Below are 20,779 nucleotides of genomic sequence, written 5' to 3' on the forward strand. Positions count from 1 at the left end.
TCAAGACGCCGGCAGGGCGTCGCCGACCAGGGCCAGGTTCTGGATCGCGGCCAGCCCCCACTGGGCGGTTTCGTTGGTGGTCACCCAGGGGACTTCGTTCACCGGATTGAGCACGGCGGGACCCGCCACGCGACGTGGCGCGAAAGGCGGATACGGCCGGTTGGCGCCCGCGAACTCCTTCCAGGCGCGCCGCGCCAGCTCGGGATCCTTGCGCTTCCAGGCCGCGTAGGCCGTCATGCGCGAATTGCCCTGGTAGATGGCATCGGTGCCGCCATGGGTCTTGCCCAGGCGGCGGCGCTGCTCCTCGGCGGGTGCGTTGTACAGTTCGCAGTACTCGAGCCAGGCCTTCTCGAACGCCTGGTCGCCGGTAAGGTTGATCAGCTCGTCGAAAATCTCGATGGCGCCGAACACCGCGTTCAGGTGCGAGGCTTTCACATCGGTCCCGATCATGTTGTGCAGGCGCCCGGTTTTCAGTTCATAGCCCATGCGCTCGGCGTTGAAGAAGCCGTGCGGCATGGCGGCGATGTCGCGCATGCCGTTCAGGATGCGGTCGCGGTACTCCGTGCTGCCGCTGCGTTCCCATTCGGTGAGCCAGTTGGCCACCAACGAGGCCCAGTCGGTGCCGAAGCTGGCGCGCACCGGGAATTGTCCCTTGGGCGGCTGGTTGGGGAGCTTGCGCACCGGGTCGACCGCTTCCAGGCGCTGGTCGGCGTCGAGCGTCTCGCGCATGACGTCGCCGATGCGTTCGTCGGCCGTCAGGAAGTAATACATGCGGCGGTAGACCGCGGTGCTGATGCGCACCTGCTTGGCGCTGCAGCCCCAGTGCTGGACGTTGTGGCGCGTGCCCAGTCCGGCGAAGCGGCCCAGGTGGTAGGTGTCGACGTCGCTGGTATGGCGCACCATGGCCTCGCCGACGCGGAAGATGTCGGCGCGGCCGGTGCGCAGGAAGGAATACCACAGCCACAGGTCGGGCGAGAGTTCCGAATTGGCCCAGGCGTAGCCGCCGACGTCGTAGCGCCATTCGTGGCGGTCAAGATCGTAGGTGTGGCGGAAGTCGCCGTGGTCCCAGAAGCCGTACCAGCGGCGCTGCTCGACCTCGTTGCGGTAGAAATCGAAGTGGGCGTCGAGCCGGTCCTCGATGTGCGCCTTGGCCGGGGTGGAACGGTCGGGCAGAGACCACATGTTGCCGAACACATGGGTGGCGAGGATGTGGCCTGGCGCCGCCACCAGCTGCGGCGGCGTCTGGACCTGGGCCGCCATCTGCACCAGGCGCTCGCGCGCCGGGGTTGCGCCAAGGGCCCACAGGGTCAGCTCGCTGCTGCGCGCGACGCCGACCGGGGTGCCGAAGCCTTTTTCGTAGTCCTCGTAGGTGATGTCGAGGGCCTGCAGTTCTTCGGCGTGGGTGTCCATGCCCATGCCGTCGTGGTAGAAGCGCAGGTCCATGGCCGGCGCGTCGGGCGACCACATCCAGAGCGTGACCTGGGCCGCGTCGGTATGCGCGTTGCGGATGTCGAGCTGGGTCGGGTGGCGCTGCCAGAAGTCGCGCATGCCGAAGGCGACACCGCCGGAGGCGCCGCCGATGTAGCCCAGTCCCGGCGCGCGCCGGCCCCAGGCTGCGTCGATCCAGCCGTGGCCGGCCTTGGTGCGCTTGCGGATGCGGAAGCTGTCGGCGGACAGTTGCGACAGGCTGTAGTCGCCCCAGGCCGGCACGTACTGCATGTTCTTGCGCACGCGCTCGGCGATCTCGGAGACCGCCACGCCCTGGCCGGCCAGTTGGGCCTTGCGCACGGCCGCGCCCGGGTCGCGGCGTAAGCCCGTCAGGTTGCGCACGCCTTCGGCCCACAGGCCGCCGCTGTTATCCTGCAATTCGCCGCCGAAGCGCACGTGGCGGTTGTGTTCTTCGTCCGTCATCGGCACGTCGAAGCGCAGGCCGATGCCGCGCACGAAGTCCTTCTGCTCGTCGCCGTCGAAGACGAAGGTGTGCATGATGCGCACCGACTCGGCGCCGGCGTAGAAATACAGGCGCACGCTGAAGGGCAGCCAGGCGCGGCTGCCCTTGAGGTCGCGGTGCATGCCCTCGAGCTTGACCACGCTGCGCACCGGGCCGCGCTGTTCGAGGGTGACGCGGGTGAGCTGGCTTTCGTAGGCGGTCTGGCGCGTGCTGCCGCTCGTGCCGTCAGGCTGGTCGTCGCTCAGCGCGACCAGCTTGCCGGCGCGCGCAATGTCGGTCTTGCCGCGCCGGATGCTGCGGATGATGTCGGCGCCCTGGCGCGGCACGATGCATTCGATGACGCCGGTGTCGATCACGATGGCGTTCGGCGATTCCTTGACGGTCAGTGCCCGGGCCGGCAGACGCGCCTTGCCGGGCTTGAGCTGCAGGCGGCCCGGCATCGCGCCCTGCGCCGGCAGGGCGTGGGCGGTCCATTTTAGGGAGCCGTCCGGCCAGTAGGCGAGCGGCCAGCTCTGGCAGGCCAGGTCGCCGCCAGGGCTGGACAGGGCAAAAGCCTGGTCCTTGCGCAGCGCGCCGCGCGGCCAGGGCACGCCGAAGGTGGTGCCGGTCAGAAGTGCCGGGGCACCCTCCAGCCAGGACAGGTCGGCGATGGTCGGGGACGCGGATGCGGCTGGCGCCGCGACGGCGCCGGCGGCGCGCATGCCGAAGGGCAGCGCCGCCGCCAGCGCGCCGGTCTTGAAGAAATTCCGGCGGGACAGCGGGGCCATCGTCAATTCCCTTTGGTGATGGTGACGGTAACCGGCGCGCGCAGGCGCGCCGCTTCCTCGGCCACGTGGCGCTGCCAGTCGGCCTGGGTGGCGAAGGGGCTGCCGCGGGTCCAGGCCGCGCCCACGTGGTAGCTCAGCGGCTGGCCGGAGGCGACCTTGGCGATCACCAGGCCGTTGCGTTCGTCGGCGGCAAAGCTTGATGCGCTCGGGACGATCACCGCGACGCCGAAGTCGCCGAAGCTGCGCTGGGTGACCCACTGCACCAGGCTGCCGTCGCCCTTGTTCTCGCTGAAGTCGACCTTGACTTCCTGGCCCTTGTCGCTGGGGCGCTTGTTCAGGCCCACGGCCGCGTCCAGGCTGGCCGGCCCGGCGAAGGTGAAGGTGCTGTCGATGCGGTCGAAGTAGCGGCCGGCGTCGACGGTGAAGCGCTTGACCTCCGAGACCTTGGTGCCCAGCGCGTCCCAGCCGTCGTAGTGCAGCTCGAACACGGTGCGTACCGGGCCGTTGGCCAGGATCTTCCAACTTCTGTAATTGGCGCCGACGAAGAGCTTTTGACCGTCCCAGATGCCGGTGCCGCCGGCGCCGCGGGTCGGGCCGACGTTGTACATGTCGATGCCTTCGCCTTCGTCGACATGGTAGTGGTCGTGGCCGATGTTGTACCAGCGGTCGACGATCGGATAGGGCACGCGCTTGAACCAGATGTCCATGCCGCTCGTGACCAGCACTTCCTTGCCGCTCCCTGCCGGGGCGGGGGCGGCGAGGGCCGGGCCGTAGGCGCGGTGCGCCAGCTTGTCGTTCTCCCAGGCGAAGTCGTCCAGACGCTCCTGCACGAAGCGGGCGTAGGTCTTGGCCGGGAAAGGCGGATTGGTGGCGCTGCCCTTTTCGATGGTGACCGTGGTGCGCTTCTCGCCCGGCTTGAAGGCGACCTGGAACAGCAGTTCGCCGTAGCCGGCGCCGATCATTTGCGGGTCCTTGCCGGTGGGAGCGATATTCGTCACCTGGTAGGGCAGCACGCGTCCGGCGGCGTCCTTGAGCACCAGTTGCTGGTTCTTGGCCTGCGGCAGGGCTTCGTTGACTTTCGTCCAGGGGATGGCGATGGTCTCGGCCGGGCGCGCGATGTCCAGCGTGTGGCTGACGGTCACGGTGAGGCGTTCGGCGGCGTGGGCGCCGGTGGCGAACAGGCTTGCGAGGGCGATGGCGGACAGGGAGAAGCGAGTAGTCATGTCGGAATGCGCTTATCGAGATTGGTTGGTTGCCTGCGGCGGCATGCCTTCGCCGAGGAAGAAGCTGGGGTGGGGCGGCTGGTTGTAGCCGGCGTTCTGGGCCGCCACCTGCACCCGGTACTGGGCGTCGTGCATCAGGGTCGGCAGGCGGTGCGTGGTCGGCACGGTGGTGCTGAACACCAGCAGGGCGTCGTCGGTGTTGCTGCGCCAGACGACTTCCTCGCGCCAGTCGCCGAACAGGTCGGCCGACAGCACCGGGTTGGCCTTGGTGCCGTTGTTCGAGGCGGCGTGCAGCGGGGCGGCGTCGAGCAGCAGGTCGAGGCGCTGGGTCTGCGGATTCCACTTCTCGATCCTGGTGCCGTCGAGCGATTCGCGCAGCAGGTCGCCGTCCCACCAGAGGCCGAAGTTGTAGGCGCGCGGGCGCACCGCGGAGATCTGCTGGCCCTTGGCGTTGTACAGGCCGCCGGCCGGGTTGGTGATGCCGCCGATCGCGGCCCAGCATTCGTTGCCCGGATGGGCGGCGTCGATGTCCATGCAGATGCCGCGGCCGACGTCGATGCTGCTCGGGATGCCCCACAGGACCTTGCCGGTGGCGGCGTCGCGCATCGCGGCGCCGTTGCCCCGGTAGCACTTGGGCGACTCGTGCACCATGAAGACCTGCAGGCCGGGCAGGCTCGGGTCGTGCTTGCCGACATGCAGGGCGTCGCCGTGGCACAGGTTCGACGAGTACATCAGCTTGCCGTCGCTGGCGATCGTGGCGGCGCCGTAGACGATGTCGTCGCGGCCGTCGCCGTTCGCGTCGGCCACTGCCAACCAGTGCGCGCCCTGGCCGGCCGCCTCGCCGTTGCCGGGGGTGTCGCTGTCGAACACCCAGCGCTGGGTCAGCTTGCCGTCGCGCCAGTCCCAGGCCGCCAGCACGGCGCGCGTGTAGTAGCCGCGCGCGAACACCGCGCTCGGCCGCTTGCCGTCGAGGTAGGCCACGCCGCCGAGGAAGCGGTCGACCCGGTTGCCGCGATTGTCGCCCCAGGCGGCGCCATCGCCGCCGCGCGCCGGAGAATAGCCGGTGGTGGCCAGCGCGGCGCCGCTGCGGCCGTCGAACACGGTCAGGAACTCGGGGCCATCCAGGATGAAGCCGTTCTTGTTGCGGTAGTCGGCCTTGGCATCGCCGATGGCCTTGCCCTGGCCGTCGACGCTGCCGTCGGCGGTCTTCATCATCACCTCGGCGCGGCCGTCGCCGTCGAAGTCGTAGGCGAGGAAGGTGGTGTAGTGGGCGCCGGCGCGGATGTTCCTGCCCAGGTCGATGCGCCACATGAAGCTGCCGTCGAGGCGGTAGGCGTCGATGTAGGTCGAGCCGGTGTGGCCGCTGTGCGAATTGTCCTTGGCATTGGTCGGCTGCCACTTGACCAGCAGCTCGTAGCGGCCGTCGCCATCGAGGTCGGCCGCGGAGCCGTCATTCACCTGGTAGCTGTAGGCCACGCCGTCCGGGGTGACGCCGTCGGCCGGTTTGCGCAGGGGGATGCTCAGGAAAGCCTGCTGCCAGGCGGCGACCGGTTTGGCGTCGTCGCCGGCTTCGGCATTGCCGCGCACGGCCCGCACGTTATAGCTTGCGCCCGCTGCGGCGCCCTGGTCGACGAAGTTGGTGGCGGCCAGCGGCGCATCGTTGAGGCGCTTGCCGTCGCGGTAGAGGTTGAAGCTGGTGGCCGCGTCTTCCTGGCCCAGCGCGCGCCAGCTGACGAAGTTGCCGTCCTGGGTGTGGATCGCGACCACGCCGCGGTCGAGTCGTTCGAGCTGCTTGCCACCAAACTGGGTGACGGCGGGCGTCGTGCCCGTGGTGGCGCAGGCGGTACAGGCAAGGGCCAGCATGCCGAGGGCGATGCTGCGCTTGCGGGTGTCGTTACAGGTCTTGGGTGCCATGGTGTCCGGGGTTGGGCGTCGAGGGTAGCGCATTCGAGTATTGGATGCCATGCGCACAGTGTCAACAATCGGGGTCTGCGATGGGACATTTAGTCAAGCGCTTGAGCGGATCGTGCGCCCTGTGAATACAGCGCAGCGCTCAAGGCGCTGATCGAAGCATCGCCTGAGCAGGGCGGGATATGGACGCTCATGCGCATGGCGGCGTAGACTGTGCGGATTCGTCCTCTACCAGCCAGACCATGATCATCTCGTCCGCCCTAGATTACCGCGAAGCGGCCCGCCGCCGGCTGCCGCCTTTCCTGTTCCATTATCTCGATGGCGGCGCCGGCGCCGAGCAGACGCTGCGCAGCAACGTCGACGACCTGCAGGCGGTCAAGCTGCGCCAGCGCGTGCTGCGCGGCTCCGAGCAGCTGGACCTGGGCGTGCGATATTTCGGCCAGGATTACGGGCTGCCGATCGCATTGGCGCCGGTCGGCCTGACCGGCATGTATGCGCGCCGCGGCGAAGTGCAGGCGGTGCGCGCGGCTTGCCAGCGCAACATCCCCTTCATCCAGTCCACCGTCTCGGTATGCCCGCTGGCCGAAGTGGCGGCCCAGGCCGACAAACCGATCTGGTTCCAGCTGTACGTCCTGAAGGACCGCGGCTTCATGCGCGACGTGATGCGGCGCGCCTGGGAGCTGGGCGCCACCAACCTGGTGTTCACGGTCGACATGCCGGTGCCGGGCGCGCGCTACCGCGACGCCCACAGCGGCATGAGCGGCCCGAACGGCCCGCTGCGGCGCGTGCTGCAGGCAATGACGCATCCGCGCTGGGCCTTGGATGTCGGCGTGTTCGGACGTCCGCACGACCTCGGGAACATCTCGGCCTACCGCGGCAGCGCGACCGGCCTGGCCGACTACATCGGCTGGCTCGGCGCCAACTTCGATCCGGGCATCGCCTGGCATGACTTGCAGTGGATTCGCGACGAGTGGAAGGGCAAGTTCATCGTCAAGGGCATCCTCGATCCGGAAGACGCGCGCGATGCGCTGGCCTTCGGCGCCGACGGCATCGTCGTGTCCAACCACGGCGGGCGCCAGCTGGACGGGGCGCTGTCCTCGGCCCAGGCATTGCCGGCGATCGCGGCGGAAGTGAAGGGCAAGCTGGCGATCTTTGCCGATGGCGGGGTGCGCACCGGGACCGACGTGTTCCGCATGCTGGCGCTGGGTGCAGATGGGGTGCTGATTGGACGGGCGTTTGTCTATGCGCTGGCCACGCAAGGGCAGGCGGGGGTGGAGCGGCTGCTGGCGATCATGGAGAAGGATTTGCGGACCAATATGGTGCTGACCGGGGTGCAGTCGGTCGCCGAGATCGGGCCGCACCTGCTGGCGAAGTGAGGCGTATCATAGCGTCCGCAGTCACATCATTTGCAGGAGCGCCTTTTGCCGAGTTCTTCAATCTGCTTCGTTGTCGTGGTACGCGGCATCGGTTCATCGACAGGAAAACCGTTGGGGCCCAACATCGTTCGCTTGGGTGGCGGCGCGTTAGGACAGGCGGGGATGGAAATGGGAAGCGAACCGGCAAGCTCGAACAAACGAGCCCGCAATGGATTGCGCGCCGCGTTGGCTTCGAGCCAGATTTCGTAATAACGTCGTCCCTGGAGCCACGAGAGAACCGAGACTGATCTGCCGGAATTGGCCTGGAAGACGGACAACCGGGCCGGCAAGCCGTTGACACGTTCGGGCTCGTCCTTCGGGTCACGCCAGAGACTGGAACCGTCTGCGGACATGTCGTGCTCGAAAAGCGTCAAGGTATCGCCCTCGGCAGTTTGAAATCCGCGATACAAACGCGACTGAGTGTCCGTCACGTTCTCCGCACGGCCACCAAGGCTGACAAGCCTGGCGAAAGGAGTATTGCGCAAGTCGACCGGCTCGAAGTCCAAGCCAAGCGTTGCCACATCCATCGAGACAAATGCGGCTGCATAGCGCTGCAGGTCCGCTTCACACACGCGCAAGAATCCATGGGTTTTTTCCTCAAACGCACGCTGTGCTTCCTGCTTTTCAAAGCCGGCGGCATTGGGGGGAAGTCCAAGGCCACAGGATTCAGTACCGCCTGACTGCGTATTCGGAACGGCTTGAGCAGCTATAACAAGGCTGCTTGCGCAGGCGATCGATGCCCAAGATACAGTCAGTAGCGAATGCATTTTCATGTGAGTCCAGTTGAGTCGTGCAGCGGAATCAATCGCCCTGCGTCGTGTAGCTCGGTTCGGTCATAGGCTAGAGTCGAATGTCGCCTTCCAACCGTCGGTCAACGGGCGCAGTCGGGAAACCTTGGTTTTGCATCAGGCGGCGCGCCACATTGTTTGACGCTGGTGGGCAGGTCTTCCATCGTGCGCGACTCTCCGACTTTCAACGAGAACTCGGCAAGGAACTCATGCGTGCAAAGCAGTACGGCGTGACCGTTCTTCAAGGGGCCATCCAGGCATGTCGATGAGTACAGGAGAAACGCGCATTCGCCTGATGGACTACGATCGCAGCGATATGTCGCGCTGGTCTTTTTGATGACCGGCGTCGATCCTGCTTGCGCCAAAACGACAGGACTTGCCATCACGGCTGCTGACGTTAGCAAAAACAATGCGGCGTTGCGGACGATTTTCATGTTTCGTAGCGTGCGGTAAATGCGGCAGTCTAGCAGTGTGATGAGCCAAAAAGACGCGCACATTCTCACCAGCGGTCCTAGTGCCCGCGCCGCCCGATCCGCCGATGCACTATAGCCGCAACTGCTGTGCCGGATGCGCATTCATCGATTCCAGGGCGCGGCGGTTCTGCAGTTCCTGCACGATGCCGACCCGGGTGCGCAGCAAGTCGTTGATATCAGCGATGCGGCGCGCCAGTGCGTCCTGGCGCGCGCTGACCGCGGCGCAGGTCTGCATGGCCGGCGCCAGGCGGCGCTCCATGAATTCCTCCACCGTGGGCGTGCTCTCGATCCGCGCCTTGAAGTCAAGGGCAAGCCGGCGATCTTTGCCGATGGCGGCGTGCGTACCGGGACCGACGTGTTCCGCATGCTGGCGCTGGGCGCGGGGTGCTAGCCGGGCGGGCGTTTACTTACCAGCGGCGGATATCAGTGCATGGCGCTGCGACTCATCAAATAGATAACCAACCAGATAAACAGCATATATAAAACAACGCAGACATTGATTACCAGGCTGAACGCGACAAGCGGGCTGACCGAGCGCCCGGCATGTGAACGCGCGTAACACACAATCCCCGCCAGCATGCCGAGGAGGCCCGACACGCCTGGGTAAAGTATGGAGTGATGGGTTGCCAACACCGGGGGCAAGACCAATACGACGCTGATCACAGTGATGCCTGCGGCAATCCAGCTTACACCCCATTGGTGCGTGCTTTTGCTGTCAAGAGGTAATTCGTCGGGTTGGCTCATGTCTTAGCGTTTTACATGCAGTCGTTTCTCGGGAAGTGGCGCTACGGTTCCTCGGACCGCTCCTCGCAACGCACCCAAGCAGTCGACCCATGGTGGACCTGCACGTTCGCCCGTTCAGTGGGAAAGGGCGTAAAACATGTGGCAGATGACGAAGACGACAAAGGCAATCCCGACGTAGGTGGACCACATCATGAATCTTCCTTCCCAGTTGCCTTCCCTGCTCAGTTGCGCGTAATACGCCCATGCGTTGCCAGGCTGATACGCCTTTCTTCTTCGATGCCTGTGATCGATGATCTGGTTAGGGATCCCCAGAACGAGGATAAGGACAAGCGCAATCGCTTCTATGGTGAGCATTTCACCCTTCCCGAAATCAGAATCATGGTCCAAGCTTGCCGTTCGGCCCGATAGCGGGCATCAGAATGGCTCAGTGTACGATCTTGTTGCACTTGCAACAAGAAGGAGTGGGCTCCTAGTGCCCGCGCCGCCCAATGCGCTGATGCACCCGCCGCTGCGCCACCCACACCCCAATCGCCACCACCGGCACCAGCATCCCCAGCGCCAGGTCCGGATTGATCGGCACCCCGGCCGCCTTGGCCGCCTTGCCCGCATAGCCGAGCAGCCCCACAAGATAGTAGGAGATCGCCGCCACCGACAGTCCTTCGACCGCCAGCTGCAGCCGCAGCTGCTGCGCCGCCCGCGCATTCATCGATTCCAGGATGCGGCGGTTCTGCAGCTCCTGCACGATGCCGACCCGGGTGCGCAGCAGGTCGTTGGTGTCGGCGATGCGGCGTGCCAGCGCGTCCTGGCGCGCGCTGACCGCGGCGCAGGTCTGCATGGCCGGCGCCAGCCGGCGTTCCATGAATTCCTCCACCGTGGGCGTGCCCTCGATGCGCACTTCGCGCAGCTCCTCGATGCGCGCCTTGACCAGGCTGAAATAGGCCTTCGAGGCCGAGAAGCGGTAGCCGTTGTCGAGCACCAGCTTTTCCAGGCGCGCCGCCAGGCGCGTGATCTGCGCCAGCAGGCGCTGCTCGTCCTGCGCGCCATGCTCGACGGGCGCCATGTCGCTTGCCACCATGGCGCTGGCCAACGAGGACAGCTCCGCTTCGATCGCGTCCAGGTCCATGCCTACCGTGCGCGCGGCGGGCAGGCCGAGCAGGGCCATCATGCGATAGGTCTCGATCTCCAGCACGCGCTGCACCAGGCGTCCGCCCTGCAGGTGACGCATGCCGAGGTCGCGGATCACGAAGCGGCTGAAGCCGTCGGACTGGATCGCGAAATCGGTCCACAGCTCGGCGCCCTGCATGACCGAGGAGCCGGCCAGCCCGCTGCGCTCGAACACCGCGCTCAAGCGCGAGGCGTCGGCCGCGCCCTTGACCAGTGCCACGTGGGCCGCCGCCATCAGGCTGCCCTCCAGGCTGGCCAGCCAGCTGGCGGGCAGGAAGGACAGGGGCACGTGCGAGAAGGCCTCGTACGCTCCCATGTCGGGCGGGAGCGGCGTGGTCACGGTATAGGTGGCGAACTCGGTATGGCATTCCCACTTCAGGCGGAAGCTGCCGAAGTCGTGGAAGAAGTGGTTGCTGCCCGGGCTGGGGGCGGCGACGCCGAAGTGGCCGCACAGGGCGCCCAGCAGCTGGTGCTGGGAGTGGCGGCCCGGCGGACCGGCCTGGCCGCCGTGGTAGACCGCCAGGTGGGTGATCGCCTCGGGAGCGTCGAGCCGCATGAAAGGGCGCGAGTGGAGTTCGGCCGCGAGTGGCACCCGCAGGGGATGGTTCAGCGATACGTTGGAGTCTCTCACTTAGCGCTTCCCTTGTAGTTAAGTATTCCTTTTCTCTATTGTGTCATTACTTACGGTTTTGTGCACTGCGTCATTTGATTAATGAAGAACACTCAGGAGCGTGAGCGGAAAGCGTTGGAAATGATCATCAGACATAGCTTTTACTCACCCGACTCAGTTTCACGGGTTACGTTCCTGCACAAGCGTTGAGCACGATCAGGTGGCATGCGTTTAGCCGCGCTTTCATTTCTAGGCGAACTCATCTGTCAGCATTTCGTCAGACGTCCGGCCGAGGATCGATCTGTCAAGCCCGCACCATTCTGGTGCATTTTGGCAATCCATCCAGGAGGAAAACATGACTACCCGCAGCTTTCTGCGCCGCAGTTTTCACCACCCCTGCCGGCTCCGCCAACCCCGACTCTCCCTGCTCGCGTTCGCGGTCGGCGCGGCCCTGCTGTCCGCCTGCCAGTTCCCCGGTGGCGGCCGGATCGACGAGCTGAACAATCTGCGCGGTCCTACGCAAGACCTCACGGTCGAGCTGCGCGAAGGGACCAACATGGCGGCGGCGCCATCGCCCGACGGCCGCCACATCGTGTTCTCGGCCCAGGGCGCGCTGTGGTTCATTGCGCGCGAAGGCGGACAGGCGCGCCGCATCACCGACTGGCGCCTCGAGCCGACCGCACCGGTGTGGTCGCCGGACGGCAAGCGCATCGCCTTCCAGAATTACGCGCCGGAAGGGAACTACCATATCTGGACGATCTCGCCGGATGGGCGCAATCTGCGCGAGCACACCACCGGCCCGTTTGACGACCGCGAACCGGCCTGGCTGCCGGACGGCAGCGGCCTGGTGTTTTCCTCGGACCGCAGCGGCGACGGCCAGTACAAGATCTGGCGGGTGGGCGTGAACGGCGGCGCGCCGGTGCAGCTCACCACCGGGCCCGGGGCCGAGAGCAATCCGGCGGTGTCGCCGGACGGCAGCCGCCTGGCCTATGTCGACGGCGCGAACGTGGTCACCGCCCCGATCGGCGGCGGCGCCCCGACCGTCGTGGCGCCCGGCACCGCCCCGGCCTGGACCCCGGACGGCGGCGCGCTGGTCTACCAGAACGCCGCGCGCCAGCTGGTGGTGGGCGGCGCGGCGGTGACGGCCGACGAGGACATCTTCCCGTTCCCGGTGCGCTTTCTGCCCGATGGGCGCTTCCTGTACACGGCCGATGGCCGCATCCGCATCCGCGACGCCGGCGGCGCCAATCCAACCGATGTGGCTTTCCGCGCCGAGCTGCGGCTGCGCCGCCCCGCCATCCGTGAAGGCAAGGACCGCAACTTCGACAACTTCCGGCCGCGCCAGGTGAAAGGCATCAGCGCCCCGGTCCTGTCGCCGGACGGGCGCAGCATCGCCTTCGTGGCCCTGAACGACGTCTGGGCCATGCGCATCGGCGAAGCGCCGGTGCGGCTGACAAACGATCCGGACCGCGACGTCAACCCGCAGTGGACCGCGGACGGACGGGCGGTGTACTTCTCGTCCGAGCGCAACAACGCCGGCCAGCTGGCGGTCGACCAGGTCGAGGTGGCGACGCGCGCCCGCACGCGGCTGGCCGCCATCCCGGGGCGCTCGATGGCGCTGCCCAAGCTGTCGCCGGACGGCGGGCGCATCGCCTACATCACCTTGTCGGGCCAGCTGGAAATCTGGAACCGCGCCACCGGCACTTTTGAAGTGGTCCTGTCTTCGGTGAGCACCCAGGTCAGCACGCCGCAATGGACGCCAGACGGCCAGCGCATCCTGGTGGTGGACAACGAGCGCATCAACAACCGCTTCCGCGAGGGCTACAACAAGCTGCGCGTGATCGACCTGGCCGCGCGCACCGGCACCTTCTACGCGGTGGCGCCGCCGCCGCGCCAGATCGCCGAGCGCGACGAGGGCGCGGCCGTGCTCTCGCCCGACGGCACCCGCGTGGCCTTCATCATGGATTCGCGCCTGTACGTGATCCCCGTCGGTCCGAACGGTGCGCCGACCGGGCAAGCGCGCCGGGTGAGCGACGACATCGCCGACCTGCCGTCCTGGGGCGGCGACTCGCGCACCATCCTGTACAAGTCGGCCGAGCGGGTACGCACCGTGCGGGTGGACGGCAGCGGCACGCGCGAGATTCCAATCAAGCTGGAATACCGCCAGGCCGTGCCGGAAGGGCGCACCGTGATCCGTGCGGGCGCGCTGTGGGATGGCGTGGCTGGCTCCCTGCGCCAGAACGTCGACATCCTCATCCAGGGCAACCGCATCGTGTCGGTCGGGCCGCAGACCGACCATGGGGCCGGGGTGCGCGTGGTCGACGCCAGCGGCCTGACCGTGATGCCGGGCCTGATCGAAACCCACCTGCACCCGCTGACCCTGTACCAGGGCGGCCAGTTCGGCCAGATCGCCCAGCTGATGCTGTCCTACGGGATCACGACGGCGCAGTCGGTGGGCGGCCCGCTGCACCAGAGCGTGGAGATGCGCGAGTCGCTCGAGGCGGGGAACCTGCTGGGGCCGCGCCTGTTCGTCTCGCCGCCGCTGTGGGAGGGCAACCGCCAGTTCTACCACTTCGCGCGCACGCTGCGCACGCCCTTCATCGCCGAGCTCGAGATCGGCAAGGCCAAGCGCTTCGACACCGACTTCCTGAAGAGCTACGTGCGCGCGCCGATCCCGGTCATGGAGCGGATCGCGCAAGGGGCGCTCGACCTGCGCGTGCCGAGCGGCACCCACCTGGTGCAGCCGGGCGCGGCGACGGGGATTTCCGGCACCACCCATCTGTCGGCGACCCAGCGCATGGGCTATGGCTGGTCGAAGTCCTTCGTGCGCGCGATCACCTACCAGGATGCGGCCGACATCTACGGCAAGGGCGACTTCCACCTGATCGACACCCTGTTCTCGGCCTCCGCGCTGGCCGGACTGGATCCGGGCATCGTCCTCGATCCGCGCTTCATCCTGGTGCCGCCGAACTTCGTGCCCGGCCTGCAGAACGCGCAGCCGCCTACCTCCACCCAGCTGGCCAGCATCATCAACGACGCCACCCAGCAGGCCAAGGTGCGCGCCGCCGGGGCGCTGGTGGCCAACGGCACCGACTCGCCGCTGGTGGTGCCCGGCATCTCGCTGCACCTGAACATGCGCGGGGCGGCGATCGTGCAGGGCAACCTGACGGCGCTGTATTCGGTGACGCGCGACGCGGCGCGCATCGCGCTGGTGGGTGACGAGCTCGGGACGGTGGAAAGCGGCAAGCTGGCCGACCTGATCGCCGTGAGCGGCAATCCGCTGCTCGACCTGCGCGCCGCCGCCGACGTGCGCTTCGTGGTGAAGAACGGCCGGGTGATCACGGTGCCGGAGATCCTGGCGCCGGCGCAGACGCCGGAACAGCTGGAGGCGCGCCGGCAGGCCCTGGCGGCCCGGGAGACGCTGTGCCGCGAGGAGCCGCATCACTGCGAGGAGCCCGGCGGGGGCCACGCGCACTAGTGCTCGTAGAGTGGTCGGCTCCGCCGGCCGCGCGTCCAGGCAGCTCATGGATAGTCGCTGCGTCTGCTCAAGCTGTATGTGAACGCGCGCACGGCAAAGCCGTGCACCCTACGAGCCGGCCTCCTTGGGTGAAGCTCCCATGACGCCGGCCAGCACGTCGATCGGCAAGGGAAACACGATCGTGGACGACTTGTCGCCCGCGATCGTGCTCAGCGTCTGCAGGTAGCGCAGCTGCATCGCGCCGGACTGCTGCGCCAGCACGAAGGCGGCCTGCTGCAGCTTTTCCGAGGCCTGCAGCTCGCCCTCCGCGTGGATCACCTTGGCGCGCCGCTCGCGCTCGGCCTCGGCCTGGCGCGCAATCGCCCGTATCATCGATTCGTCGAGGTCGACGTGCTTGATCTCGACGTTGGCCACCTTGATGCCCCAGGCGTCGGTCTGGGCGTCGAGCACCTGCTGGATGTCCAGGTTGAGGCGCTCGCGTTCGGCCAGCATCTCGTCGAGCTCGTACTTGCCGAGCACCGCGCGCAGCGTGGTCTGGGCCAGCTGGCTGGTGGCTTCCATGAAGTTGGCGACCTGGATGATGGCGCGCTCCGGGTCCACCACCCGGAAGTAGAGGACGGCATTGACCTTGACCGAGACGTTGTCGCGCGAGATCACGTCCTGGGTCGGCACGTCGAGCACGATGGTGCGCAGGTCGACCCGCACCATCTGCTGCAACACCGGGATCAGGATGATCAGCCCCGGTCCCTTCACGCCCCAGAAGCGGCCGAGCTGGAAGACGACGCCGCGTTCGTATTCGCGCAGGACCCGGATCGAGGTGACCAGCAGCGCCAGCACCAGGAAGAACAGGACGCCGACGCCCAGACCAATACCGGTAATCATCGCCTTCTCCTAGATGGGCTCGGCCGGGACCACGTCGAGCCGCAGGCCGCTGCGGCCGACGATGCGCACGGTTTGCGCCTCGCGCAGGGGCGTGCTGCTGACGGCGCGCGCAGACGATGCATCGTCTGCTCACCCTCGACCTTGACCCAGGCCTCGTTGGCGCGCCGCGCGCCCACCTGTTCGACCGTGCACAGGGTGCCGATCAGGCTCGCGGCGCCGCTCCGGACCGGGCGCCGGCGCGTCCTGAGCGCTAGGCGCACGGTGCCGAACAGCAGCAGGGCACTGGCGGTGGCGAGGGTGCCGACCAGGCCGGGCGGGATGCCGTAGCCGGGCAGGTCGGTATCGATCAGCATCAGCGCGCCGGCCACGAAGGCAGCGATCCCGCCCAGCCCGAGGATGCCGAAGCTGGGCAGGAAGGCTTCCGCGCCCATGAAGGCCAGGCCCAGCACGATCAGGGCCAGGCCGGCATAGTTCACCGGCAGCAGCTGCAGGGCGTACAGGCCCAGCAGCAGGCAGATCGCCCCGATCACGCCCGGGGCCACCGCGCCCGGGCTCATGAACTCGAACACCAGGCCGTACAGCCCGACGGTCATGAGGAGCAGGGCGACGCTGGGATTGGCGATCGCGGCCAGCGCATTGGTGCGCCAGTCGGGCGCAAATTCGACCGGCAGCGCGCCTGCCGTCTGCAGCCCGCGCGGCTGGCCCAGCACGTTGACGGTGCGGCCGTCCAGCCGTGCCAGCAGGGCGGGGACGTCGGGCGCCACGACGTCGATGACCTTCAGCCGCAGCGCCTCCTCGGAGGTGAGGCTGACGGATTCGCACACGGCGCGCTCGGCCCAGTCGGCGTTGCGGCCGCGCAGCTGGGCCAGGCCGCGCAGGTAGGCGGCGGCATCGTTGAGCGCCTTGGCCTGCATGGGCGAGGCCGGCGCTTTCTGGCCGGCCTTGGGCGCGTCCTTGCGGCTGCCGCCTGACGAAGGCTGGCCCGGCCCGATGCCGAGCTCGACCGGAGTCGCGGCGCCGACGTTGGTGCCGGGCGCCATTGCCGCGACGTGGCTGGCGTACAGCAGATAGGTGCCGGCGCTGGCGGCGCGTGCGCCGCTGGGGGCGACGTAGACGGCGACCGGCACCGGTGCGGCGAGGATGGCCTTGATCGCGGTGCGCATCGAGGTGTCGAGCCCGCCCGGGGTGTCCAGCCGGATGACCAGCAGGGCGTGCCCGAGCGAGGCGGAGCGTTCGATGCCGCGCACGACCTGGTCGGCGCTGGCCGGGCCGATGGCGCCGTCGATGGTCAGGAGGCCGACGGCGGCGGGCCTGGCGGCGGCAGCGGACGGGGGCAGGAAGGCGAACAGGAACAAGGCCAGCAACGCGGCCCCGAGCAAGCGCGGGAGCGCGGCTGGCGCGGAAGCGAGCATGTGCCGCAACGTAGTGGCCTCCCAAGCAAACGGGCGCCGGCCGCGAACACGGCCGGTCAAGGATTTGGACCGCGAACCCGGCCGGGTGTTCCCCGGCGGCCGCGCTGCCACGCGTGCTAAGATGGGGCGCTACCCTTTGCCTCAGCGGATGACAGCAGTGAAACACCGATTATTCCTGTTCGACCTGGACGACACGCTCCTCGACTTCAAGGCTTCCGAACGCCTCTCCTTCGTGCGGGCGATGGGCGAACTCGGCCTGCATGGCGACATCGAACCCTTGTTCGAACAGTACCAGGCGATCAACCTGGCGCTCTGGCGCGCCTTCGAGGCCGGCACCGTGTCGAAAGACGCGCTGAAGGTCGAGCGCTTCCGCCGGACCTTTCTCAGGAATGGCCTCGAGCTGGACCCGGAGCAGGCGAGCAGCCTGTACCTGCAATCCCTGTCCGAGACGGTGGTGCTGGTCGAGGGCGCCCGGCAGCTGTGCGAGAACCTGGCCGCCATCGGCGAGGTCGGCATCATCACCAACGGCGTGCACCACATCCAGCACCGGCGCATCGCCAGCTCGGGGCTGGGCGGGCACATCTCGTTCGTGGCCACCTCGGAAGCCTGCGGCCACGCCAAGCCGGACAGCCGCTTCTTCGAATTCAGCGCCCGGATGGCGCGCGCGCGGCCCTTCGCCAGGCACGAGACCGTGATCGTCGGCGACCGCCTGGACGCCGATATCCTCGGCGCCAACCGCTTCGGCATCGACAGCTGCTGGTTCAATCCGGGCGGTCTGGCCAACGAGACCCTGGCGCTGCCCAGCTGCGAAGTCGCCAGGCTGGACCAGGTCGTTCCTGCGCTGAGGCAGCTGGCCCTGGCTGCCTGATTACCTTTCGGCACTACACTACGCCGGCCTCGGTGCCGGCGATTTTTTTGCCTGTACGGACTTGTAATACTCCCGCTATACTCCACGTGGAGTACAAGGAGAGGATATGCACCCAACATTACGTGTTCCGGACAGCGAGAAAGTCACCGTCAACGTCGGCCTGGTCGACCTGGCCCAGGTCGATCTATTGATTAACGAGGGCTTTTATTCGAACCGGACCGACTTCGTCCGTACCGCCCTGCGCAACCAGCTGCTGGCCCATGCCGATGCGTTGCGCCAGATCGTGGTGCGCAAGCGCTACGTGCTCGGGCAGCACCGCTATACGCGCAAGGAACTGGAGGAAGTGGTCGCCAGCGGCCAGCGCCTCGAGGTCCACGTGCTGGGACTGGCCGTGATCGAAGACGACGTGACGCCGGAACTGGCCAGCGCCGCCATCGCCTCGGTCCAGGTTCTGGGCGCCTTCATCGCCTCGCCCGCCGTCCGGCAGGCGCTGGCCGACCGTATTCACACATAGAACAGGATTCCCATGAAACCCATCGACGAATTCGTGCGCCAGATGATGGCCTCGGCCGAGCGCGTCCGCGCCGGCGACCCCGGCGCCGCTACCGACGTCATCCAGCGCGCTCTGCAGCAGGCGGGGTTGATGAACGCCGCGCCGGGCGCCGAGGCGCCGGATGCGCCCACCGTCATCGACATCAATCCGCCGCCCGGCGCGGCCCAGGCGCGGCCCAGGCCGAAGGCACGCAGCGGCTGGAAGCGCCAGCCGCATGCCCCCGCCGACCTCGGCCCGGGCCGCTTCATCGACGGCAGCTTCGCCTGCCCCGAAGGCCGGCGCCGCTACAAGCTGTACGTGCCGGCCCGCGCCGCCGAGAAGCCGCGCCCGCTGGTGGTGATGCTGCACGGCTGCACCCAGAATGCCGGCGACTTCGCGGCCGGCACCGCGATGAACACGCTGGCCGAGGAGCACGGCTGTTTGGTGCTGTATCCGGAACAGGACCGCGCCGCCAACCATAACGGCTGCTGGAACTGGTTCGAGCCGGGGCAGCAGCGGCGCGGCCGCGGCGAGCCGGCGATCCTGGCGGCCATGACGCGCGAGATCGTCGCTGAACACGGCGGCGACCCGCGGCGCATCTATGCGGCGGGCCTGTCGGCCGGCGGCGCGATGGCGGCCATCCTCGGCGCCGAGTATCCGGAGCTGTTCGCGGCGGTCGGCATCCATTCCGGCCTGGCGGCCGGCACCGGCAAGGACATGATCTCGGGCCTGCATGCGATGAAGCACCCGAAAGCCGCGGCGCCGGCCGCGCAGGGCGTGCCGGTCATCGTCTTCCATGGCGATGCGGACCACGTGGTCCATCCGGGGAACGGGGATGCGGCCTTGCTGCAGTTCAGCGGCGCGCAGGCGGGCGGCTTGCAGCGCGAGCGCCAGGAAGGCAATGCCGGCGGGCGGCGCTTCACCCGCAGCAGCTGGCGCGATGCCCAGGGCCGGCGCGTGGCCGAGCACTGGCTGGTGCATGGGGCGGGACACGCCTGGGCCGGCGGCAAGCCGGCCGGCTCGCACACGGACGCGACCGGGCCGGACGCATCAAAAGAAATGCTGGCCTTCTTCCTCGAGCACCCGTAGGGTGGTCGGCTTCGCCGACCGCGCGTTCAACAAGCGCAAGCGCAGCCGTATCGCATGCCGGAGCCGGACGCGCGGTCGGCAGAGCCGGCCACCCTACGTGCACTGGCAAGTATGTCGCGGTATGCGCGATGAACTCAGTCAGATCGACCCTGGCGTGCTCTAGCGTCAGCGTTTGATCGCGTGCAGCCACACCGCCGCGATCCGCTCCGCGTCTTCGTAGCCGGGCTCTCCCAGCTGGCCGCCGAAGATGTCCGGGTCCAGCTCTTCGTAGCTCCAGTGGTCGCACTGGGCCTCCAGCTCGGTGCGGATCGCTTCCAGGAATTCGTCCTGGGCGCCAGCGATCGCCACGCCGGTGTACAGCATCAGGTTGCCGCCGCGGCGCAGCCGTCCCAGGCTTTCCTTGACGATGCGCACCGACAGCTCGGCGCCGCGCATGCCGCCGCCGTGGCGGTAGGGCAGTTCGCTGGGGTCGAGCACGTAGGGCGGATTCGACACGATCAGGTCGAAGTCGCCCTCCAGGCTGTCGAACAGATTGCTGTGGCAGGCATGCAGGTTGGGCAGCTCCGCCAGCCGGGCATTGACCATCGTCAGCGCCAGCGCGCGCGTATTGATGTCGGCGCCGGTCACCTCGGCGTGCGGGAAGTGGCGCGCGATCGCCAGCGCGCCGGCCCCGCCGCCGCAGCCGATGTCGAGCGCCCGCACCGGCCCCGAACCGAGCCAGGGGAAGGCGCGTCCCATGGTGCCGACGAAGCGGTAGGTGTCGGGACCGAAGAACACGGCGTCCTCGTCCTCGGTCGGATAGGCCGAGTGGAACACCAGCAGCTCGCCCAGGCTCGAGGCGCGCAGCGTCGAACGCAGCAGGGCGCCGTCGGGCTCGACGATGCCGGCCTCGCGCATCAGGGCCAGCAGTTCCGGCGCCACGTCCTCCGCGGCGAACGGCCGGCTCCAGCCGAAGATGCCGCGCAGGTCGCGCGCACGTTCGTTCCCGGGACGGCGGTTGATGCGGCGGTGCGTGGACGGGGTCACCGTGATGAAACGGTAGTCGTACTCGCGCAGGTAGCGGCCCAGCGCGACGAGGGCATTGGCGTGTGGACTTGTCATGCCTGGCAGCGTCGCATACCGTATGCCGTGGCGCTGTGCGCCAGCTAACGCTGTCGGCGGGCTTGGCAAGGGGAAATTGCCGCGCATATGTGAACATGCGAACAGTCCAATACGGCAGGGGTGGCCATACTCGATCACACGGGGGCGGCGCGGCCGCCTGGCCTCACTACAGGGAGGGAAAGATGGCAAGCAGGGACGGGATCGAAGGGCCGCTCGGCCGCGTGGAACGTGAAGTCGCCCGCGAACGCCACGAGCGCGCCTTGCACGACGAGGCGCGCAGCGGGTTGGCGCCGCTGGAAGAGGAGTTCCGCTTGAAGGATGCGCGCGAACGCGCCGACAGCAGCAACTTGAAACGGCATCAGGGGCGCTGA

General features: G+C 67.8%; 17 protein-coding genes and 2 pseudogenes. 7 read left to right on the top strand and 12 right to left on the bottom strand.

Annotation, left to right across the window (positions count from 1 at the left end; translation table 11 throughout):
* From MasN3_RS10520 to MasN3_RS10530, 3 genes are read right to left on the bottom strand one after another with little or no spacing between them, the layout of a single operon-like run.
* Complete coding sequence (locus tag MasN3_RS10520) at positions 1-2,718, bottom strand: exo-rhamnogalacturonan lyase family protein (RefSeq protein WP_281913991.1); 2,718 nt, start codon at positions 2,716-2,718, stop codon at positions 1-3.
* Between the two features lie 2 nt (positions 2,719-2,720).
* On the bottom strand, positions 2,721-3,941 hold the full coding sequence (locus tag MasN3_RS10525; RefSeq protein WP_281913992.1) for a DUF4861 family protein: 1,221 nt from the start codon (positions 3,939-3,941) through the stop codon (positions 2,721-2,723).
* 12 nt (positions 3,942-3,953) lie between these two features.
* Positions 3,954-5,855, bottom strand: coding sequence for a rhamnogalacturonan lyase (locus MasN3_RS10530; RefSeq protein WP_281913993.1), 1,902 nt, complete (start codon positions 5,853-5,855; stop codon positions 3,954-3,956).
* Positions 5,856-6,094: 239 nt separating this feature from the next.
* Here MasN3_RS10530 and lldD point away from each other — a divergent pair, with 239 nt between their 5' ends.
* Positions 6,095-7,228, top strand: coding sequence for an FMN-dependent L-lactate dehydrogenase LldD (lldD, locus tag MasN3_RS10535; protein WP_281913994.1), 1,134 nt, complete (start codon positions 6,095-6,097; stop codon positions 7,226-7,228).
* Between the two features lie 26 nt (positions 7,229-7,254).
* Here lldD and MasN3_RS10540 read toward each other — a convergent pair whose 3' ends face one another.
* From MasN3_RS10540 to MasN3_RS10550, 3 genes and pseudogenes are all read right to left on the bottom strand, one after another.
* Entirely contained in the window at positions 7,255-8,040 is a 786-nt protein-coding gene (locus MasN3_RS10540; RefSeq protein ID WP_281913995.1) for a hypothetical protein, read from the bottom strand.
* A 98-nt stretch (positions 8,041-8,138) separates the two neighbouring features.
* Positions 8,139-8,489 (bottom strand): hypothetical protein, encoded by a 351-nt coding sequence (locus tag MasN3_RS10545; RefSeq protein ID WP_281913996.1) that lies wholly within the window; start codon positions 8,487-8,489, stop codon positions 8,139-8,141.
* 112 nt (positions 8,490-8,601) lie between these two features.
* Positions 8,602-8,820, bottom strand: a pseudogene (locus tag MasN3_RS10550) (DUF3422 family protein); the annotation flags it as partial.
* Between the two features lie 45 nt (positions 8,821-8,865).
* Between MasN3_RS10550 and MasN3_RS10555 the strand changes: the two are divergent.
* A complete protein-coding gene (locus MasN3_RS10555; protein ID WP_281914475.1) occupies positions 8,866-8,919 on the top strand; it encodes a hypothetical protein in 54 nt (17 codons plus the stop codon).
* A 32-nt stretch (positions 8,920-8,951) separates the two neighbouring features.
* Here MasN3_RS10555 and MasN3_RS10560 read toward each other — a convergent pair whose 3' ends face one another.
* The 3 genes from MasN3_RS10560 to MasN3_RS10570 form a co-directional block, all read right to left on the bottom strand.
* A complete protein-coding gene (locus MasN3_RS10560; RefSeq protein WP_281913997.1) occupies positions 8,952-9,272 on the bottom strand; it encodes a hypothetical protein in 321 nt (106 codons plus the stop codon).
* A gap of 114 nt (positions 9,273-9,386) precedes the next feature.
* Positions 9,387-9,626, bottom strand: a complete 240-nt coding sequence (locus tag MasN3_RS10565) for a hypothetical protein (protein ID WP_281913999.1) — start codon at positions 9,624-9,626, stop codon at positions 9,387-9,389.
* Between the two features lie 115 nt (positions 9,627-9,741).
* Entirely contained in the window at positions 9,742-11,067 is a 1,326-nt protein-coding gene (locus MasN3_RS10570) for a DUF3422 family protein (RefSeq protein WP_281914000.1), read from the bottom strand.
* A gap of 334 nt (positions 11,068-11,401) precedes the next feature.
* Here MasN3_RS10570 and MasN3_RS10575 point away from each other — a divergent pair, with 334 nt between their 5' ends.
* The gene (locus MasN3_RS10575; RefSeq protein WP_281914001.1) at positions 11,402-14,524 is read left to right on the top strand and encodes an amidohydrolase family protein; all 3,123 of its coding nucleotides are present in this window, start codon (positions 11,402-11,404) and stop codon (positions 14,522-14,524) included.
* Positions 14,525-14,632: 108 nt separating this feature from the next.
* Here MasN3_RS10575 and MasN3_RS10580 read toward each other — a convergent pair whose 3' ends face one another.
* Together MasN3_RS10580 and MasN3_RS10585 are read right to left on the bottom strand one after the other, a co-directional pair.
* A complete protein-coding gene (locus MasN3_RS10580) occupies positions 14,633-15,406 on the bottom strand; it encodes a slipin family protein (protein WP_281914002.1) in 774 nt (257 codons plus the stop codon).
* A gap of 9 nt (positions 15,407-15,415) precedes the next feature.
* Positions 15,416-16,818, bottom strand: a pseudogene (locus MasN3_RS10585) (NfeD family protein).
* A 157-nt stretch (positions 16,819-16,975) separates the two neighbouring features.
* On the opposite strand from MasN3_RS10585, the gene MasN3_RS10590 reads away from it, so the two are divergent.
* From MasN3_RS10590 to MasN3_RS10600, 3 genes are all read left to right on the top strand, one after another.
* Entirely contained in the window at positions 16,976-17,686 is a 711-nt protein-coding gene (locus MasN3_RS10590; protein ID WP_281914004.1) for a YjjG family noncanonical pyrimidine nucleotidase, read from the top strand.
* 106 nt (positions 17,687-17,792) lie between these two features.
* Positions 17,793-18,200 (top strand): CopG family transcriptional regulator, encoded by a 408-nt coding sequence (locus MasN3_RS10595; RefSeq protein WP_281914005.1) that lies wholly within the window; start codon positions 17,793-17,795, stop codon positions 18,198-18,200.
* A 12-nt stretch (positions 18,201-18,212) separates the two neighbouring features.
* Positions 18,213-19,307, top strand: a complete 1,095-nt coding sequence (locus tag MasN3_RS10600) for an extracellular catalytic domain type 1 short-chain-length polyhydroxyalkanoate depolymerase (protein ID WP_281914006.1) — start codon at positions 18,213-18,215, stop codon at positions 19,305-19,307.
* Positions 19,308-19,472: 165 nt separating this feature from the next.
* Here the strand turns inward: MasN3_RS10600 and MasN3_RS10605 are convergent, their stop codons facing one another.
* Positions 19,473-20,408: a N5-glutamine methyltransferase family protein gene (locus MasN3_RS10605; RefSeq protein WP_281914008.1), complete on the bottom strand. Its 936-nt coding sequence runs from the start codon at positions 20,406-20,408 to the stop codon at positions 19,473-19,475.
* 182 nt (positions 20,409-20,590) lie between these two features.
* Between MasN3_RS10605 and MasN3_RS10610 the strand changes: the two genes are divergently transcribed.
* Positions 20,591-20,779: a hypothetical protein gene (locus tag MasN3_RS10610; protein ID WP_281914009.1), complete on the top strand. Its 189-nt coding sequence runs from the start codon at positions 20,591-20,593 to the stop codon at positions 20,777-20,779.

This window comes from Massilia varians, assembly GCF_027923905.1.
Lineage (GTDB): Bacteria > Pseudomonadota > Gammaproteobacteria > Burkholderiales > Burkholderiaceae_D > Telluria > Telluria varians_B.

Excerpts from the sequence above, each read along its gene's own strand:
- MasN3_RS10580 (WP_281914002.1), bottom strand. The coding sequence starts at position 15,406 with ATGATTACCGGTATTGGTCTGGGCGTCGGCGTCCTGTTCTTCCTGGTG.
- MasN3_RS10605 (WP_281914008.1), bottom strand. The coding sequence starts at position 20,408 with ATGACAAGTCCACACGCCAATGCCCTCGTCGCGCTGGGCCGCTACCTG.
- MasN3_RS10595 (WP_281914005.1), top strand. The coding sequence starts at position 17,793 with ATGCACCCAACATTACGTGTTCCGGACAGCGAGAAAGTCACCGTCAAC.
- MasN3_RS10560 (WP_281913997.1), bottom strand. The coding sequence starts at position 9,272 with ATGAGCCAACCCGACGAATTACCTCTTGACAGCAAAAGCACGCACCAA.
- MasN3_RS10540 (WP_281913995.1), bottom strand. The coding sequence starts at position 8,040 with ATGAAAATGCATTCGCTACTGACTGTATCTTGGGCATCGATCGCCTGC.
- lldD (WP_281913994.1), top strand. The coding sequence starts at position 6,095 with ATGATCATCTCGTCCGCCCTAGATTACCGCGAAGCGGCCCGCCGCCGG.
- MasN3_RS10565 (WP_281913999.1), bottom strand. The coding sequence starts at position 9,626 with ATGCTCACCATAGAAGCGATTGCGCTTGTCCTTATCCTCGTTCTGGGG.
- MasN3_RS10575 (WP_281914001.1), top strand. The coding sequence starts at position 11,402 with ATGACTACCCGCAGCTTTCTGCGCCGCAGTTTTCACCACCCCTGCCGG.
- MasN3_RS10525 (WP_281913992.1), bottom strand. The coding sequence starts at position 3,941 with ATGACTACTCGCTTCTCCCTGTCCGCCATCGCCCTCGCAAGCCTGTTC.
- MasN3_RS10545 (WP_281913996.1), bottom strand. The coding sequence starts at position 8,489 with ATGAAAATCGTCCGCAACGCCGCATTGTTTTTGCTAACGTCAGCAGCC.
- MasN3_RS10610 (WP_281914009.1), top strand. The coding sequence starts at position 20,591 with ATGGCAAGCAGGGACGGGATCGAAGGGCCGCTCGGCCGCGTGGAACGT.
- MasN3_RS10520 (WP_281913991.1), bottom strand. The coding sequence starts at position 2,718 with ATGGCCCCGCTGTCCCGCCGGAATTTCTTCAAGACCGGCGCGCTGGCG.
- MasN3_RS10600 (WP_281914006.1), top strand. The coding sequence starts at position 18,213 with ATGAAACCCATCGACGAATTCGTGCGCCAGATGATGGCCTCGGCCGAG.
- MasN3_RS10530 (WP_281913993.1), bottom strand. The coding sequence starts at position 5,855 with ATGGCACCCAAGACCTGTAACGACACCCGCAAGCGCAGCATCGCCCTC.